The organism is Bilophila sp. 4_1_30 (genome assembly GCF_000224655.1).
Taxonomy (GTDB): Bacteria; Desulfobacterota; Desulfovibrionia; order Desulfovibrionales; family Desulfovibrionaceae; genus Bilophila; species Bilophila wadsworthia.
The window spans coordinates 158322-176588 of the sequence record NZ_JH114232.1 but is presented as its reverse complement, the minus strand read 5'-3'; the positions used below and the strand labels follow the sequence as shown (position 1 = coordinate 176588).

The window sequence follows — 18267 nt, the reverse complement described above, 5'->3', positions numbered from 1 at the left end:
CCCTTCCCCCTAGTTTTCTACGTTAGGAGCAACCACCATGCTGGACAGGCAACAAACGGGTATCGTGTTCAATGTGCAGAAATTCAGCGTCCACGACGGCGAAGGCATCCGTACGCTGGTGTTCTTGAAGGGATGCCCGCTGCATTGCCCGTGGTGCAGCAATCCGGAGTCGCAGCGCCGCGAGCCGGAGCGCGCCTACAACCCCACGCGCTGCCTGACCGCCGCCGTATGCGGGCGGTGCGCCAAGGCTTGTCCGACCGGGGCCGTGAGCATTGTCGGCGGGCTGGTTTGCTTTGACCGCTCGAAGTGTACGGGCTGCAACGCCTGCGTGCGCGCCTGCCCGAGCGGGGCACAGACGGTGTACGGCGAAACGCAGAGCGTGGATCAAATCCTGAGCCGCGTGGAAGAGGACGGCGTGTTCTATACACGATCGGGCGGCGGGCTCACCCTGTCCGGGGGCGAGGCGCTGGCGCAGCCGGATTTCGCGCTGGCCCTGCTGCGCGAGGCGAAGAAACGCCATATCCATACGACCATCGAAACCTGTGGGCACTACCCGACCGACGTTCTGGATCAGGCCTGCCGAGTGCTTGATGCCCTGATTTTCGACATCAAGTGCCTCGATTCAGCCCGCCACAAGAAGGCCACGGGGGTGGGCAGCGAATTGATCCTCAAGAACATCGGGCATGTATTCGAGCACTTCCCGGAGCTTCCGGTGCTGATCCGCACGCCGGTCATCCCCGGTTTCAACGATACGGAAGAGGATATTCTCGGTATTCGTGAAATGATTCCCAGAAAGGCCAATATCCGCTATGAAGCGCTGACCTACCACCGTATGGGGCAGCCCAAATACGGCTACCTAGGGCGGCGCTATGAGCTGGAGGGCGTGAAGGCCGATGAAGCCTTCATGAAACGGTTGAACATTATGTTGAAAACCTACGAACAATAAGAACTTTCGTGTTTCTTTAGGCCGTATTGACGCGTCTGTACCGTTGCCCCTGACCCCTGATTGTACTGGGTTCAGGGGCTTTTTTGTACCTCGGGGAACTGCCGGGGAGAAGGAAAAAGGGGCTGGAAGCTGTGTTTTTTTGCATTCATGGAATGACGATCTGTGCAAAAATACACATATTGATGGTTTCAAGCCTTTGATTCGCTGTAATATGGCTGTATTAGGGAGGCAAAGAGGAGTGTGTTTTTTTGCAATGCGGAAGGTGCGTATTCGCATCATGGATTTCAAGCGCTTCCGGTGATGAAAAAAGGACATGTTATTTAAGTGTATTATAAGCTTCAAAAGAATGGCTGAAGGGCAATATTCCTGCGGACGGGAACGGAAGGAGGGGGATTCGCATGGCAAAGGCTGAAAAACAACGAGACGGAAGCCGAACCCACGGAAAAGATGAAAATAAAAAAGATGAAAAAAGAGTCTGTTAGGTGATGTTATCCGTTTCGTAGCAGTAAAGAGTCTTGTTAGGTGTTTTTTATTTCACAAATGGTCCGCCTCTTGCTTTAGGGAAAGCAAAGATCGTCATCAAGGCGTCACGCCAGACATTCATGCAAAGGGGACCATCGTGAAGATCATCGACTTTCGTTTCCGTCCGAACATCCCTTCCACCGTACAGGGGATGATCGACCATCCCGTCTTCGGCGAGATGCACGCGCTGTTCAAATTCCATGAGCGCGCCCGCTCCCAGCCCATTGAAGACATCGTGCGCGACATGGAAGTGCAGAACGTGGTCAAGGGCGTCATCACCAGCCGCGACGCGGAAACCACCTACGGCATCGCTTCCGGCAACAAGGGGGTTATCCCCTTCCTCGAACAGTATCCCGACCGTTTCATCGGCATGGCCGGGCTTGACCCGCATAAAGGGATGGATGCCATCGACGAGCTGAGGCTCATGGTCGAAACCCACGGTTTCCGTGGCGCGGCCATCGACCCGTTCCTCGCCAAGATTCCGGCCAACCACGCAAAATATTATCCGATCTATGCCAAGTGCGGTGAATTCGACATTCCCGTCGTGATCAGTACGGGCATGGCGACCCTGGTGGACGGGGCCGACCCAGAGCATTGCCACCCCCGGTATATCGACGCGGTGGCCCGGGACTTCCCCAAACTCAAGATCGTAGTGAGCCACGGCTGCTACCCGTGGGTGAACGAGATCATCATGGTCGTTCAGCGCAACCGCAACGTGTATCTGGAGCTTTCAGAGTATGAGCAGTCGCCGTTCTCCGAAGGCTACATTCAGGCCGCGAACACCATGATCGGCGACAAGGTGATCTTCGCCAGCGCCCATCCGTTCCTCGACTTCAAGGGGCAGATCGCGCTGTACAGGAAACTGCCTTTCAGCCCGCAGGCGCTTGAAAACATTTTTTACAACAACGCCGCCAAGCTGCTTGGCCTGTAGCCGACATTTCCCGTTCCCCACGAAACGCCTTTTCCACACGTTTGGAGCGCTCTCCAAAAGGATATCCTCATGGAACACATCGATCAGCAGAAAAACCTCCGCCGCGTCGTCATTTCCTCCATCCTCGGGGCCGTCATCGAATGGTATGACTTCTTCCTCTACGGAGTGGTCGCCGGGTTGTTCTTCAATCAGCTCTTTTTCCCGGACTTTGACCCGCGCATCGGGACCATGCTTGCCTTCGCCACGTTCGCGGTGGGGTTTGTGGCCCGTCCTCTGGGAGGCGTGATTTTCGGCCACTTCGGCGACAAGATCGGGCGCAAGAAGGTCCTCATCCTGACGCTGGAAATCATGGGCATCGCCACGGTCGCCATCGGCCTCATCCCCTCCTATGCAACCATCGGCATCTGGGCGCCCGTACTGCTCATCCTGTGCCGCCTCGCACAGGGCATCGGGCTCGGCGGCGAATGGGGCGGGGCCGTGCTCATGTCCTTCGAATCCGCGCCCGCCCACAAGCGTGCCTTCTATGCCAGCCTGCCCCAGATCGGCATGTCGGTCGGCCTCCTGCTCGCCTCCGGCGTCATCGGCCTCGCGTCCATGCTGCTCACCGACGAAGCCTTCCTGAATTGGGGCTGGCGCATGGCCTTCATCCTGAGCGCCATCCTGCTCATCGTCGGTTCCTACATGCGGAAGACCGTGCAGGAGACCAAGGACTTTTCCGAAGCCAAGGCCAAGCTGCCCGAAGCGAAGTATCCTCTGCTCGACGCCTTCAAGCGCTATCCCAAGATGATGCTCGCCTGCATGGGCGCACGGTTCATCGACGGCGTGTCCTTCAACGTGTTCGGCGTCTACTCCCTGACCTTCCTCACCCAGAACCACGGCATCGACCGCACCCACGCGCTCTGGGCCGTCATGATTTCCTCCGTGGTCATGTCCGTGTTCATCCCCGTCTGGGGCCACGTCGCCGACCGCATCGGCAAGGCCAAGGTATACGGCATCTGCGCGCTGATACTCGGCTTCGCTTCCTTCCCCTCCTTCTGGGTCATCGAAAACCATGCCGACTCCTTCTTCCTCGTCTGCCTCGCCATCGGCCTTCCCTTCGGGATCCTGCACTCGGCGGTATTCGGGACCATGGCCAGCCTGTTCTCGGAAAGCTTCGACCCCTCCGTCCGTTACTCCGGCATCTCCTTCGTGTACCAGTTCACGGCCATTTTCGCCTCCGGCCTGACTCCGCTGTTCGCCACCGTGCTTACCGGCTGGGCTGGCGGGGAACCCTGGTACCTGTGCGCCTACTTCGCCATCGTCGGCGTCCTGAGCGCCTCCTGCACGCTGTGGATGCGCCGCATGAGCCGCGACAGCCGGAAGCCTTCCCGCTCTGCCGGGGAAGAGCCCGTCACGGTGCTGGCCAACGCCGCATTGGAAAGCTGATCTTGGGAGAGGGGGCGGTACAGGGCCGCCCCCGTGCCGGAAGGTCGGGGGGCCGTCCGGCGCGGGAACGAAACAGAGGAATCTCCCACAGGGGGGAGACGGGCTTTGTCCCGGTTTGCAGCATCATCTCCATTTCGGGGGAAAAAAGAGGAGAAATTGTATGAGACGTTTTCTTACGGCCTTCGCCGCAGCTGTCCTGATGCTTTCGCTTGGCACCACCAACGCGGCGGAATACAAGAAGATGACCATCCGTGCCGCTACCGCGAACCCGCAGGGCAGCCTGCATGTGGTCGCCATCGACAAGTTCAAGGAGATCGTCGAGAAGGAATCCAACGGCGCGATCACCGTACAGACCTTCTATGGCGGCTCGCTCGGCGACGAACAGGCCAACGTCAAACAGCTCCGCAACGCCGAGATCCATCTCGCGGTGCTGGCGGACGGGAACCTGACGCCCTTCGCGCCGCAGGCCGGGGTGTTCATCCTGCCGTACATGTTCCCGAAGATTTCCGACGCCGAAAAGCTGTTCGGCAATGAAGCGTTCATGAACAAGACCGCCGACGCCATCGCCAGGCAGAGCCGTACCCGGCCCCTGTCGTGGCTTGTGGGCGGCTACCGCATCATCACCAACTCCAAGAAGCCCATCAACACGATGGCCGACCTCAAGGGCCTGAAGATCCGCGTCCCCGCCGTGGAGCTCCAGCTTGCCGCCTTCCGCTCGTGGGGCGTCGAACCCCATCCGCTGGCGTGGTCCGAAACCTTCAACGGGCTTCAGCAGGGCGTGGTCGACGGGCAGGAAAACCCCCACGCCATCAACCGCGACCAGAAGTTCTGGGAAGTCCAGAAGTACATCACCAACATCCATTACATGCTCTGGGTCGGCCCGATGCTCGTGAGCGACCCGTGGTTCCGCAAGCTCGACCCGCAGACCAAGGCCCTTGTGGAAAAGGCCGCCAAGGAAGCCGCCGCCTACGAGTGGAAGTGGTCCGCGGAACAGGATGAAATCGCCCTCAAGGAATGCCTTGCTCGCGGCATGGTCATCAATGACGTGTCCGACGAACCCGCCTGGACGGAGGCCGCCCGCTCCGTGTGGCCGCAGTTCTACGACAAGGTCGGCGGCAAGGCCGTGGTGGATGAAGCCCTCGCCATCATGCAGCAGTAAACGGACGCCCGGCGCGCGGGTTTCGGCTCCGCGCGCCGTCTTCATTCCTTGGAGGACGTATGTCTTTTCTCAAGCAGCTCTACGACAACTTCGAAGAGGGGGCCTGTGCTCTGTTCGTAGCGGTCATGGTTCTCTGCCTTTTCCTTCAGGTGGCCATGCGCATCGCCGTGGGATCGTCGCTGGCATGGACTGAGGAACTTTCCCGCTACAGTTTCCTCTGGGCCGTGTATGTCGGGGCCGCCCTTGCCGTGAAGCGCGGCGGGCATGTCCGCATCACCGCACAGTTCATGTTCCTTCCGACCCGCTGGCGGCTCGTGTTCCGCGCCGTCGGGGACATCATCTGGATCGGCTTCTCCCTTTATGTGGCGTGGATCGGGCTCGCCTGCATCGAAGAGGGCCTGTATTACCCCGAAGTGTCGCCTACCCTCGGCGTTGTGAAGGCGTGGGTGGAATGCATTATCCCGTTCAGCTTCGTGCTGGTGAGCTGGCGCATCGTTGAGGAATACGTCGTGCGCTGGCGGAACGGCACCCTCGGAGAACTGGTACGTTACGAGGAGGCAGCCTGATGACGCCCCTAGCCATTGCCCTCATTGTCCTTGTCGCCATGTTCCTGCTGGGGCTGCCGATCTTCATGTCCCTGATCATCTCTTCCGTGGTGGCGATCCTCGCGGGCGGGGATATCCTGCCCCTGTCGGTCATCCACAACTCGCTTTTTGACGGCCTGAACCTGTTCCCGCTGCTCGCCATCCCCTGTTTTGTGGTCGCGGGCACGCTCATGGAGTTCGGGAACATCACGCAGCAGATCGTCGACGTGGTGAAGCAGCTTGTGGGCCGCGTCTACGGCGGCCTCGGCATCACCACCATCCTCGCCTGCACGTTCTTCGCGGCCATTTCCGGTTCCGGGCCGGGGACCGTCGCCGCCGTGGGCACCATCCTCGTCCCGGCGATGGTCCGCAACGGCTATTCCAGGGATTACGCTTCGGCGGCGGCTTCTTCCGGGGGCACCATCGGCATCCTGATCCCGCCGTCCAACCCGATGATCATCTACGCGATCCTCGGGAACCTGTCGGTGACCGCCATGTTTACCGCAGGGTTCATCCCCGGCTTCATCGTGGCCTTCGCGATGATCATGACCGCCTACCTGCTGGCGAAGAGGAACGGCTTCAAGGGCGACGAGAACGCCGCGCCCTTCAACATGAAGTTTTTCCTCAGAAGCTGCGGCAACGCCGGGTTCGCGCTGGCGACGCCGTTCATCATCCTCGGCTCGATCTATACCGGCTGGGCGACGCCCGTGGAAGCGTCCGTAGTCGCCATCGTGTGGGCGCTGTTCGTGGGCATCGTGATCAACCGGGTGCTCAGGCCCCGGCACATCTACCGGGCCTTGCTGGAAGGCGCGATGACCTGCGGCGCGGTGCTGCTCATCGTGGGCGCGTCCACCCTGTTCGGCAAGATCCTTACCTTTGAGGAAGCCCCGCAGCGCCTTGCGTCCATCGTGCTCGGCATTTCCGACGATCCCCATCTCGTGCTGCTCATGATCATCGGCGTGCTGTACGTCCTCGGCATGTTCATGGAAACGCTGGCGACCATCATCATCCTCGTACCGGTGCTCCTGCCCATGATCCTCCAGCTCGGCATCGACCCGATCCATTTCGGCATAGTCCTTGTGGTGACCAACAACGTCGCCATGCTGACGCCGCCGCTTGGAGTCAACCTTTTCGTGGCGTCGCGGATAGCGGGCATCTCGGTGGAGCGCATCTCCGTCGCGGTCATCCCCTACCTGATCGCGCTGACCCTGTGTATCCTGCTGTTCACCTACGTCCCGGCGATCAGCACATGGCTGCCCAGCCTTATGGGGTACGGGCAGTAGCCCCGGTGGAGGCGTTTCTTTACGGTTCCGCCCGGTTTCTCCGCCGGGCGGATTCTTTTCCATTATAGTAACAACTTATGATTTCTTGCTTTTCGGCATGTGATGGGGCATAAGGAGGAAATGCTTCGAGAAACGATTCACAAACTAAGAACGGACATGTAATGTTGCAAGAGTATCTTGATCAGCTTTTTGACGCCTTCAAAGAGGGGATCTGCATCTCCGACGTGGAAGGGACCGTCGTGCATTTGAACAGGCGCCATGCCGAAATCACGGGCATCCCCCGCGAAGAGATGCTGGGGCATTCCGTGATGGAGTTCGTCAAGCGCGGCAGGCTCGACGTGGTGCTGAACCCGGAGGTCATACGGACGGGGCAGCCCGCCACGCGCGTGCAGACCGTTTCCGACGGGCGGAAGCTGATTCTCGAAGCCAATCCGGTTTTCGACGCGCAGGGCAAGCTGGTGCTGTGCATCACCTTCCTCCGCGACGTGACCATGCTCTCCGAGATGCGGGAGCAGATGAGCGTCCAGAAGGAGCTGCTTGAAGCGTTCCAGCAGCTCAGTACCGCCGGGGACGCGCAGGAACTTTCCCGCAAGACGCCGAAGCTGTTCACCAGCAGTGCCATGATCAAGCTCTACGGCGAGGTGAACACCATTGCGGAGACGGACGCCACGGTCCTGCTGCTCGGCGAGACGGGCGTGGGCAAGGACGTCATTGCCCGCCGCATCCACGCCCTGAGCCTGCGCAAGAACAAGACCTTCATCAAGGTGGACTGCGGAAGCATCCCCGAAAATCTTATTGAAACCGAGCTGTTCGGCTATGCGGCGGGCACGTTTTCCGGCGCGAGCAAGACGGGCAAGATCGGCCTCATCGAAGCGGCGTCGGGCGGCACGCTGTTCCTCGACGAAATCGGGGAGCTGCCCATGCCCATGCAGACGCGGCTGCTCCGGTTCCTTCAGGACTGGGAGATCATGCGCGTGGGTTCCACCACGCCGAAGCAGATCGACGTCCGCATCGTCGCCGCCACCAACAAGAATCTCGAACGGGCCATCGCGCGCGGGGAATTCCGCAGTGATCTCTATTACCGGCTCAAGGTGGCGGTGATCGCCATTCCGCCGTTGCGCGACCGCCAGGCGGACATTCTGCCCCTCGCACGCATGTTCCTGCGGTTTTACGGCAGCAAGTACCATCGCCAGCTGACGTTTTCCGAAGAAGCCGAATCGCTGCTCCTCGACTACAAGTGGCCGGGCAATATCCGCGAGCTGGAAAACCTTGTGCAGGGGCTGGCCGTGACCAGCAAGAACAGCGTGATCCGGGCTTCGGATGTCCCCATTTCGGGCGTGGCGAAGCCTGCCGCATCGGCGCGCAGGGACGGCCTCGATTTTGAACTCGACGGCAAGACATACAAGGAGATCATGAAGGACCTTGAGAACAAGGTCCTTTCAGCCGCGATGGAGCGTTACGGCAGCATCACCGAGGTCGCCAAGCACTTTCAGGTCGACCGCAGTACGATTTTCAGAAAAGTGAAGGAATTGGAGAAAGAAGGGAAGATGCGGTGACGCTTGGGGCTGGGGAGGTGGCCGCTGTACCTTGGGAATACATTGGCTTGGGCGGCGATGATGGCTGTCGGCGTCGTCAGCCCGTTTCATCGCCAGATAGGGAAAGGGCGGGGTATGGATTGCCCTTCGGGGAGTGCCGTTCCAGAGCTTGAAGCCGCCCGTGAGGGATCGCGTTAAGACGGAAAAGTGAGGATGTCCGGCGTTGTTCGGGGGCTCCTCTTTATGTTCGCCAGAGTTTTTGAGCCCCCGGTGCTGTTTCGAAGGCTCGCCAGGCCTCCGCTTTATGGGTACGGCCTGTAACCGCGGGCGTAACCAAGAATGGGATACAGTCAATAGGATGTGGAAGGGGAAGCGTGGATTCGCCCTCCCGCCGCGTGAAGGCAGCCCGCTGAACTCCAGCGGGCTTTCTTTTTTCTGGCTATCCCATCCTCCCGGATAGATACCTTTCAGGGATACGGTCTGGAACCCGTCGGCGTTCTTTTCCGGCTTTTTCTTTCGCCTTTCACAGCTTTCCGTTCCGCATCCGTTTCCTTGCGCAGGCAGGTTGTGGTCCCATCTTTGGAGCCTGGCGGTGTGTTTTCGTGTCCTGAATGCCTGTCGGCAAAGGAGTCCGGAATCTGAGCTGCCGTAACTGTGCGGCATACCTGACTGAAAATAGAGAGAATGGCATAAAGGGCACCGTATTTTCATGTGGTGAGAATTTTTTCTCAATGAGATGCGAAAAGAGAATTTCAGGATGAGAATAATGTGCCTGCAATGATAAAAAATCTGTAACAATAGTGAGATATGGAGTATGCGCCGTATGGCACAAAAATCGCATTAGAAAAAATGTCCGGTTACACGGAGAAGATGTGAAAACTTTTATGATAACAGGAGAAGTTTCATGGAATGGAATCCCGAAGTTGTACGCCGTGTTCGTGGGGCCATGCAGGACAGGGCCCGCTCTCAGGCCTGTCTGTTCAAGGCGTTTTCCTCAGTAATGACCCGCGAACAGGCCGAAGCCCTCGCCCGTGAGGGGATTGCCGAATACGGCCGCATTCGTGCCGAGCGCGACGGGCGCAAGCTGGCTCCCGAAGACTGGATGAACGAACACTACACCATGATGGGCGGCGTATTCGAGACGGAAATTTCCGACACCGAAGAATACTGCGAAATGAAGATGCACTACTGCCCCCTCCTCGAAGAATGGAAAAAGATGGGGCTTTCTCCTGAAGATCAGGATCTTTTCTGTGACGTGGCTATGGAACTGGATCGCAACCGCGCCAAGGAGCACGGCATCCCGTGCGATATCGTGGAACGCCTCGGCAAGGGCGACCCCTTCTGCCGCGTCGTGCTGTGGAAAAAGAAGAAGGATTGATCGGGACGGCGGGCTTTTTCGCCTGATCGCCCGACTCCCCGGAAAACGGAGGGCATACGCTCCCGCTTTCCGGGGGGCGGGGCCTCAACAACACAAAGGAATTCCATGAAAAACCTCAACGATATTTTTTCCGGCGCGGTTCTTCTATGCCTTTGCGCGGTGGGGGTTTACGAAGTGGCCGCCTCCATCGCCCCGTCCGATGGGGAGGTTGTCGGGGCGGACGCGCTGCCCACGCTGGCCCTCGGCGGCATGGCGCTGTGCGGGGTTTTCCTCATTCTCCAAGGGCTGCTGAGGAATCGGCCCGGCCGTAGTTGGGGAAACCGATCCGCCGTCATCAAGACCCTTCTCTTTTTCGGTTTCTTCGTCATGTACCTGTCCGGCATGATCTGGCTCGGCGACTGGCTCGTGGAGCAGAGCTGGTTCCCGTGGCCGCACAACGGCGGATTTACGATCTCCACGTTCCTGTTCCTGCTGTTCTCCCTGCCCCTTCTGGGACGCCGGAATCCTGTTGAAATCATGGGAGTGGCGGCGCTGACCACGGGAGCGCTGCTGTATGCCTTCGGATACTTCTTTCAGATCATGTTGCCGTAGGAGGACACGATGTCCGAGGTTTTTGCTGGGATAGAAGCGGCCTTGAGTTTCGGTTCGCTGATAGCCAACGTCACCGGGGTTTCTTTGGGCATCCTGTTCGGGGCCATGCCGGGCCTGACGGCGGCGATGGGCGTAGCCCTGCTTATCCCGCTTTCCTTCGGGATGCCGCCCGTAGAGGCTTTTTCCATGCTGCTCGGCATGTACGCCGGGGCCATTTACGGGGGATCGATCACGGCCATCCTCGTCGGCACGCCGGGCACGGTGGCCGCCGCCGCGACCCTGCTCGAAGGCCCGAAGCTGACCGCCAAGGGGCAATCGCGCAAGGCGCTGGAAATGGCCACGTTTGCCTCGTTTTTCGGGGGCATCTTCAGCGCGGTCGCTCTGGTGACCTGCGCGCCGCTGCTGGCGACCGCCGCCATGTCCTTCGGCCCGGCCGAATATTTCGCACTGGCCGTTTTCGCGCTCACGGTGGTGGCGACCCTGTCTTCAGGGGCTATGTGCAAGGGGCTTGCCGCCGCATTCGTGGGCCTTTTCCTTTCAACGGTGGGGATCGATCCGGTTTCCGGCGATTTCCGCAACACGTTCGATGTGCCGGAACTGTTCAACGGCATCTCGCTGGTGCCCGCGCTCGTCGGGCTTTTCGCGGTATCGCAGGTGCTCCTGTCCCTTGAGGATGTCTTCCTCGGCAAGAGCGGGATCGTCAAGGAGGGCAAGCTGTCCAATCAGGGGCTGACGCTCGGGGAAATCTGGACGAACAAGTTCAACCTGCTGCGTTCCTCGCTCCTCGGCACGCTCATCGGCATCATCCCGGCTACGGGGGCCAGCGCCGCGACCTTCATCGCCTACGGCGAAGCCAAGCGCTTCTCGAAGCATCCCGAAGCGTTCGGCAAGGGGACGCTGGAAGGCGTGGCCGCGACGGAAAGTTCCAACAACGGTGTGACCGGCGGGGCGCTCATCCCCCTGATGACGCTGGGCGTCCCCGGCGACGTGCTCACCGCCATCCTGCTCGGCGCGCTGATGATCCAAGGCCTGACGCCCGGCCCGCTGCTTTTTCAGGAGCACGGCGCCACGGTCAACGGCATCTTCGCGAGCTTCTTCGTCTCCAACATCCTTATCCTTGTGGTCGGGCTCATCGCCGTGCGCATCCTCGGCAAGGTCGTCCTCGTGCCTACCGCGATCCTCATGTCCGTCGTGCTCACGCTGTGCGCCATAGGCAGTTTTGCGGCCAACAACTCCACGTTCGACATCGGCGTAATGGCCGCCTTCGGGCTGCTTGGCTACCTGATGCTCAAGGCGGGGTTCCCCCAGCCGCCCATGCTGCTCGCCATGATCCTCGGCCCGCTCGCAGAATCCAACTTCCGCCGGGCGCTGTCCCTCTCCCGCGACGATTTCAGCACCTTTTTCACCAGCCCCATATCCTGTGTCATATTGGCCGTCAGCGCCTGCGTCGTCCTCAAAACCATTTGGGACGAATACAGGGGATGCAAGCGCGAGGCGGTCTGATCCATCCACACTTTTTTTCAGGAGGAGCCTTCATGAAGAGGAATCTGTCCCGGATGTTCCGCACCGGCGTTGCCGCAGCCGCGGCCCTGCTCTGCGCCATGCCGTTCCAAGCTGCGGCCGAAGACTACCCGAGCCGCCCGATCACCCTGATCATGCCTTTCGGCGCGGGCAACGCCCCCGACACCGCCGCCCGTATTATCGGCGACTACCTGCAGCGCAAGCACAACATCACGCTGCTCATCACCAGCAAGCCCGGCGGCAGCGGCATCCCCGCCACGCTCGAAACCGTCCGCGCCCGTCCCGACGGCTATACCATCAGCCTCACCTCGGCCAACGTGCTGACCGTCGTCCCGCAATACAAGAAGTGCGGCTTCACCTATAAGGATCTCGCCCCGGTGGCACAGGTCAACGTCTTCACGATGGGCTGGGGCGTCCGTGCCGATTCCGGCATCGCCAGCGTGCAGGATCTCATGGACAAGGCCAAGGCCGAACGCGGCAAGTACAGCCTCGCCAGCCCCGGCGCGTTTACGGCCCAGCGCTTCTACCACGCCAACGTGATGAAGCTGTTCCCCGAATCCGACCTCCCCTATGTGGCCTACAACGGCGGAGCGGAAATCGTGACGGCGCTCCTCGGCAACCACATATCCACAGGGTTCACGCCCGTGGTGAACTTCAAGCCCCACAAGGATATCCGCGTTATCGCCGTGTGCAGCGCCCAGCGTGATCCCAACTATCCCGACGCGCCCACGTTCAAGGAAATGTTCGGCGACGGCTTCGTGTTCGACTCCGTGTACGGCATCGTGGCCCCGCTCAAGACCCCTAAGGATCGCATCGAACGCCTTCAGAACCTGATCAAGGAAGCCCTCAGCGATCCCGACGTGCAGGCCAAGTTCGCCAAGGTCAACATGACCACCAACTTCCTCCCCGCCGACGAATTCGGCAAGGTCATCGAAGGGTACTACAAGCTCTTTGAGGAGCCTATCCGCAAGGCCAAGGAAGCCGAAAAGAAGTAAAGGCAGCCCTTTGTCAGGAAGCCGTCCTCAGGGGCGGCTTTTTTGTTTTGGGGCCAGCACGGGCGGCGTCAGGGGGGCCTCCCTCCCGCTTGGCGGTTTTCGTCGGGAGGGGGTGCGGAAGGCGTCCGTATGCCGAAAGGCCCGGCAGCCGTTTTTCCCGCGGACAGCCACGGGCGCATCTGGGGATGGGGATCGCCTGCAACCCGATGCGGCCCCTTTGCAGGGGGAGGGCGGAAACGGCGGCACCTCTTCAAGAACGGGCGATGGAGGTCCGGTTCCGCTCTTGAAGACATGCGGAGGCCCTCTCCCGGGGCAGCGATGCTGTTGCATGAGAAAGGTGCCCAAGCGTCCCCTGCCGTTCAAAAACAGCCTCTCAGAATCGGTTTCCGCCACCCGCTTTGGGAACAACAAAAAATACGGTTTCTCTTTTTTTCACCTTTTCGCTTGTCTTTTTCTCATGCAGGTGAGAAACTCAAAAGAGTAACTATAAAAGCAAGATACATCGACAAAGCATATAGATTTGCCTATTTGGAGACACCTATGAGATCGGAAATCCATGCCGCTGTTCCCCTGTGGATCAACACCCCTCTCGAACCTCCCCTCCCATCGGGTTCCCCCGTCACCGAGCGTTGGCGCCTCGTGCAAAAGCATCTTCCCCCGTTGGCGGAGCTGCTGGACGTGGAAATCGTGATCATGAACGCGGAAGGCTACTGCGTGGGGGGAACCGGCCCCTACCTTCGCGGTGTCGGGTTCCGGATGCCCGCGGACAATGCGCTGACCTACAGCCTGCGTTCCGGTCAGAGCTCCATGGTGCTGACGCCCGGCAAAGAAGAAGTCTGCCGTACCTGCTCCGGCAAGGGGGCCTGCGCGGATGTGGCCAATTTCACGGGGCCGGTGGTGATAGAAAACGAAATCGTCGCGGTCGTGCAGATCGTGGCCTTTACCGACAATCAGCGCGCCGAGCTGCTGATGAAGTCGGAAAAGGCTTTCGAGCTCATCAGCCAGATCATCGGTTTCGCATGGGCCCGCGGACGCGACGTGGAACCGCTCCCCGAACAACCGCGCGATGACCGTTTTCCCAGCATCATCGGCGAGAGCAAGGCCATCTTGCGGCTCAAGGCGGCTATCCTGAAGGCCGCCGGCACGAACGCCACCGTCCTTATCCAAGGGGAGTCGGGGACGGGCAAAGAGTTGATCGCGCAGGCGGTCCATGACAACAGCCCCCGCCATACGGGGCCGTTCGTCGCCATCAACTGCGGGGCCATCCCGGAATCGCTCATGGAAAGCGAGCTGTTCGGCTATGAGCCCGGCGCGTTTTCCGGCGCGAACAGCGGGGGCCAAAAGGGGCTTCTGGAACAGGCGCACACGGGTACCTTCTTCCTCGACGAGGTATCCGAAATGCCCGTGTCGCTTCAGGTCAAACTGTTGCGTGTCTTGCAGGAGCGCGTTGTCCGGCGCGTAGGCGGGAAGGTCAACCACAGCGTGGACATCCGCATCATCGCCGCCAGCAACAGGAACCTCCGGGAACTGGTGGCGCAGGGGGCGTTCCGCGAAGACCTGTTCTTCCGGCTGGACGTGATCCCCCTGTTCGTGCCCCCGCTCCGGGAGCGGCAAGGCGACATCCGGCTGCTGGTGGCCCATTTCCTCCAGTCGTTCAGCCGCGAACGGGGCTGCACCTACCGGGTCGCCACCGAACTCATGCACGCTTTCGAGGCCTACCCGTGGCCCGGCAACGTACGCGAACTGAAAAACTTTGTGGAATACGGGGTCGGGTTTTGCGAGCACGGCGTCCTGACGCTGGATCTCATGGATTCCCGCTTCAAGACGGCAAGCCCACCTCCCGTCAAAACGGAAAAAGGTATGCCGTCCCCACCGCCGGAGCCTGCCCGCGATACGGCGGAATACGACAGGATCATGCAGCTCCTTGAGCGCTACGGGCAGCACACGGAAGGGAAAAAACGGACGGCCTCCGAACTGGGGATCAGCCTTGCCACGCTTTACCGCAGGATGGGGCAGCTAGGCATCACGGCGAGAAAGCACGCGAGATGACTGCGGGCTCGCCTTTTCGCATGGATACGGCGGCAACCGCCCGTCCTGTCGCAACCCCCTGCACGGCGGGGCATTGCCTGTTCCATGCCTTGGGCGCCTTCAACAGGCCTGCGCAAAGGAGGGAGGGGCCGCCTTCCCTTCCGTCATTTCCAACCCGCCCCAGCCCGCCTCGAAAAACATCAAACCCGGCTGTGCCTCCTCCCATGCGCTGCCGGGGGACATGGCGGGGAGGACGGGTAGCGCGGGGATAAGCGAAACGGGCGAACCCGTAAGGCTGGGCAGGAGGATGGACAGGATGTCTGTCGCTCTATCGAACGGGATCGCCCCATGCAGGAAACAGCCATAGCGGATGGGGTGGGCAAACGGCTTTCCCTTGAAGGGTATCGGTATCCGGTTTCTGGGGACCCACAGCCCCTATAAGAAGATGTCTTCTTGGGGGTAATGCGGCAGGCGGGTTGCGGCGAGGCAAAAACGGTGGAAGGCGTATTGAGGAGTGCCATCAAGCGGTTTCGATTTGCAGCGGACAGGTTGGGGGATGCTTTTTCGGGTACAAAAAAAGGACTCATGATTATTCATCATAAATCCTTCAAAATTCTGGTGCGGCTGGAGAGATTCGAACTCCCGGCCTACAGGTTCGTAGCCTGTTGCTCTATCCAGCTGAGCTACAGCCGCATCACGAGAAAGAGGTATAGTCGGACGGCCCGGTTCCGTCAAGCGTTTTTTGGGGAACTCTCGCGAAAAAATCTCTCCTGTGCGGAAAGAAATATCTTTTTCACTATAATATCATGCTATTATCTGTTTTTATCTTCTTGAAAAAAGACAAGAAGCACAGCTTCCGTATGAGGTTGCCCGGGGATTTGGCTGGAGCAATGACAGTGGGAAGTTGAAGTGGGAAAGGGGAGGGGCATACTCCTCTGGAAAGCGTCCCTCTCCCTTCCTCAAGGTGTCTAAAACTCCGGCGGAAGCTGGAGCATTTCCTCGTACGTGAATACGGGGCCGTCCACGCACATATAATGGCTCCCGACCTTGCAGTGCCCGCACTTGCCGATGCCGCAGTGCATGTTGGTTTCGAGGGCCGTGTAAATGTCCGAGGGCTTCATGCCGAGCTGCATGAGGTCGCGGGCGACGGCCTTGATGCGGCGGGCGGAGGCGCAGATGATCGCCGAGGTATTTTTCCAGTCGAGGCCGAGGCCGGGCAGCAGGTCGTTGATGTAGCCGATATGCGCATCCACCTGATCCGTAGGCTTGGAGAGCGAGTAGTGCACCTCGACGCCGGGGACTTTCGCCCATTCGCGCAGGTCGTCCTTGAGCAGCAGCCCGTCATAGGTCGAAGCGCTCGCCATAATGGCGATGCGCCCGAAGTCCGGCTTGTTTTCGATGGCCCGGACCAGCGTTGCGCGCACGGGCGCGTGCCCCACGCCGGAGCCGACGACCAGCAGATCGCGGCCTTTCAGCGTCTCGTAGGGCAGGGGCACGCCGAACGGCCCACGCAGCCCCATCATGTCCCCGACCTTCAGGTTGTGCATGGCCGTGGTGACCTTGCCGACCTTTTTGACGTAGAAGGTGAAGGCATCCTTCACGCGGTCGCTGAACGGCACGGAAATGGCGATTTCCCCCGCGCCGAACACGGTCAGCATGAAGAATTGGCCGCGCAGGGCGGGGCGGCCTTGATTGGGGCGGTCGCGGTAGCGGACCGTAAACCGCTTGATGCCCTTGGCTTCCTCAAAAATATCGATGATCTCCGCTACGAGCGGCGTATACGGCTGCGGGTCGAACAGGCGTTCTTCGCGCTCGTAGTGCACGTTGACCGCCGGGGCGGGAGCTTCCAGCACCTGGTGGGGCGTCCGTTCCTTCATCCGGGCCATGATGTCCACCATATCGATGGAAGCCGGGCAGACGGCCGCACACCGTCCGCATCCGGTACAGCCCTTCATGCCGAAACGCTCTTCGATATATTGCAGCTTGTCGTAGATCCGGTAGCGCACAGCCGAAGTCTTGGAGCGTGGGTTGTGGAATTCCGCGTTCCGGGTGAACGATACCGACTGGCACGAGTCCCAGACCCGGACACGGGTGCCGGAATGGGGCGTGTCCTGCTCCTCTTCGGTGGTGAAACAGGTACAGGTGGGGCAAACGCGCGTACATCCGGTACAGGCGATGCAGCTTGAGGCGATGGCGTCCCATTCTTCGTCCTTGAAGTGCGCGGCAAGCACCTGCCGGACTGTGGACGTGTCCAACGTGCGGCGGAACGTCTTCAGCGCGTCTTCCTGCAACGCTTTTTTACGCCTGCGGCCCGTGAATTCGAGGTCGCGGTACAGGAGCGGCGCGACGTGCGACAGGAGCGCCTTGCCCCGGTCCGATCCCGCCTCCACCCAGTACCAGTCGTTCTCTCCCTTCTCCCCTTTCTTGTGGTCAGGCCCGTAATCCGGGGTCAGAAGGAGGTCATACCCCTTGCCTGCCTGCATTCCGTATTCGGTGTGGGCGGTGATTTCCGCGAACGGCCCGGTACCCATTGAGGCGCAGTAGCATTCCGGCCCGGCCTCAAGGCAGTTCACGGCGACGATGAACACGTGCTGGCGGCGCAAATGGTAGTTGATGTCGTGGTGCTCGCCGAGAAAAAAGCGATCCATGTAGGCCAGCCCGTATGTGTCGCAGGGCCGCAGACCGAACAGGATCTTGTCTTCTTCCTGCAAGGAAGACGAAGACGGCGCGCTGATGGCGGTACACGTCTTTTCGTTGCCTTCCCAGCGGAACAGCTCCTCGCGCTCGCCGAAGACGAATCCCTTGGGCGCGACGATCAGGTTGGTGTATTCGTCCGGCTCCATGAACCGGACCTCTTTCCGGGTACGGCGCGACCAGATGCGCATCTGCGCGTTGTCCGGGCTTCCGCTCGGGACGAATACCGAATACCGCGCCGACCAGCGCGTCAGTATTTCGGGAAGATCCGATGCCTTGAACTTGAACATGAGGACTCCTGAGGGAAAGGCGGGAATACGGGGATGGGAAACCTGCCGGAGAAGGGGTATCCCTCCCCCGCCCCGTTTCCCAAGGCTTTCGACTGATGGAGAGACTGCACCCCGCTTGTTTCAATAGGCTCAATCATTAGAATATGGTGGTTTTATCTCCACAGTATGATGAACATACGGCCTTTTTCTCCAGTTTTTCCATCGGCGGGCGTCATGGCTGAGGCATTGTATTGGTTATCCCTTTGGAACTTCAAGAAAGAATCAACCATTTCCTATAACCCAGCCTTTCAAAAACACTGCCGGCCAGTTGAATACACGGCAACCCGTTGTCCCAAAGGAAAAACCGCGAACAGGGATTCGATAAACACGAAAGTCTTTGAAGGGA

The 18267-nt window shown here is 60.0% G+C and carries 13 protein-coding genes and 1 tRNA gene; 12 read left to right on the top strand and 2 right to left on the bottom strand.

Annotated features, from left to right (window positions below; all coding sequences use genetic code 11):
* The first annotated feature begins 37 nt into the window (after positions 1-37).
* The 12 genes from HMPREF0178_RS07515 (at position 38) to HMPREF0178_RS07460 (ending at position 14919) form a co-directional block, all read left to right on the top strand.
* The gene (locus tag HMPREF0178_RS07515; protein ID WP_009368174.1) at positions 38-946 is read left to right on the top strand and encodes a glycyl-radical enzyme activating protein; all 909 of its coding nucleotides are present in this window, start codon (positions 38-40) and stop codon (positions 944-946) included.
* A 619-nt stretch (positions 947-1565) separates the two neighbouring features.
* The gene (locus HMPREF0178_RS07510; RefSeq protein ID WP_009368173.1) at positions 1566-2399 is read left to right on the top strand and encodes an amidohydrolase family protein; all 834 of its coding nucleotides are present in this window, start codon (positions 1566-1568) and stop codon (positions 2397-2399) included.
* 69 nt (positions 2400-2468) lie between these two features.
* On the top strand, positions 2469-3824 hold the full coding sequence (locus HMPREF0178_RS07505; protein WP_009368172.1) for an MFS transporter: 1356 nt from the start codon (positions 2469-2471) through the stop codon (positions 3822-3824).
* 160 nt (positions 3825-3984) lie between these two features.
* Positions 3985-4983, top strand: a complete 999-nt coding sequence (locus HMPREF0178_RS07500; RefSeq protein ID WP_009368171.1) for a TRAP transporter substrate-binding protein — start codon at positions 3985-3987, stop codon at positions 4981-4983.
* 59 nt (positions 4984-5042) lie between these two features.
* Positions 5043-5549, top strand: coding sequence for a TRAP transporter small permease (locus HMPREF0178_RS07495; RefSeq protein WP_009368170.1), 507 nt, complete (start codon positions 5043-5045; stop codon positions 5547-5549).
* Positions 5549-6850, top strand: a complete 1302-nt coding sequence (locus tag HMPREF0178_RS07490; RefSeq protein WP_009368169.1) for a TRAP transporter large permease — start codon at positions 5549-5551, stop codon at positions 6848-6850. Before HMPREF0178_RS07495 ends, HMPREF0178_RS07490 begins: the two co-directional genes overlap by 1 nt.
* A 161-nt stretch (positions 6851-7011) precedes the next feature.
* Positions 7012-8406: a sigma-54-dependent Fis family transcriptional regulator gene (locus HMPREF0178_RS07485; protein ID WP_009368168.1), complete on the top strand. Its 1395-nt coding sequence runs from the start codon at positions 7012-7014 to the stop codon at positions 8404-8406.
* Positions 8407-9289: 883 nt separating this feature from the next.
* A complete protein-coding gene (locus HMPREF0178_RS07480; RefSeq protein ID WP_005027945.1) occupies positions 9290-9763 on the top strand; it encodes an L-2-amino-thiazoline-4-carboxylic acid hydrolase in 474 nt (157 codons plus the stop codon).
* A 105-nt stretch (positions 9764-9868) separates the two neighbouring features.
* Positions 9869-10354 (top strand): tripartite tricarboxylate transporter TctB family protein, encoded by a 486-nt coding sequence (locus HMPREF0178_RS07475; protein WP_009368166.1) that lies wholly within the window; start codon positions 9869-9871, stop codon positions 10352-10354.
* 9 nt (positions 10355-10363) lie between these two features.
* Entirely contained in the window at positions 10364-11857 is a 1494-nt protein-coding gene (locus HMPREF0178_RS07470) for a tripartite tricarboxylate transporter permease (protein ID WP_009368165.1), read from the top strand.
* Between the two features lie 32 nt (positions 11858-11889).
* Entirely contained in the window at positions 11890-12870 is a 981-nt protein-coding gene (locus HMPREF0178_RS07465; protein ID WP_009368164.1) for a tripartite tricarboxylate transporter substrate binding protein, read from the top strand.
* A 540-nt stretch (positions 12871-13410) separates the two neighbouring features.
* Positions 13411-14919, top strand: coding sequence for a sigma-54-dependent Fis family transcriptional regulator (locus tag HMPREF0178_RS07460; protein WP_009368163.1), 1509 nt, complete (start codon positions 13411-13413; stop codon positions 14917-14919).
* A 595-nt stretch (positions 14920-15514) separates the two neighbouring features.
* Here HMPREF0178_RS07460 and HMPREF0178_RS07455 read toward each other — a convergent pair.
* Together HMPREF0178_RS07455 and HMPREF0178_RS07450 are read right to left on the bottom strand one after the other, a co-directional pair.
* A tRNA-Arg gene (locus HMPREF0178_RS07455) sits at positions 15515-15591 on the bottom strand.
* A gap of 275 nt (positions 15592-15866) precedes the next feature.
* Positions 15867-17882, bottom strand: coding sequence for a 4Fe-4S dicluster domain-containing protein (locus HMPREF0178_RS07450; protein WP_009368162.1), 2016 nt, complete (start codon positions 17880-17882; stop codon positions 15867-15869).
* Positions 17883-18267: the final 385 nt, after the last annotated feature.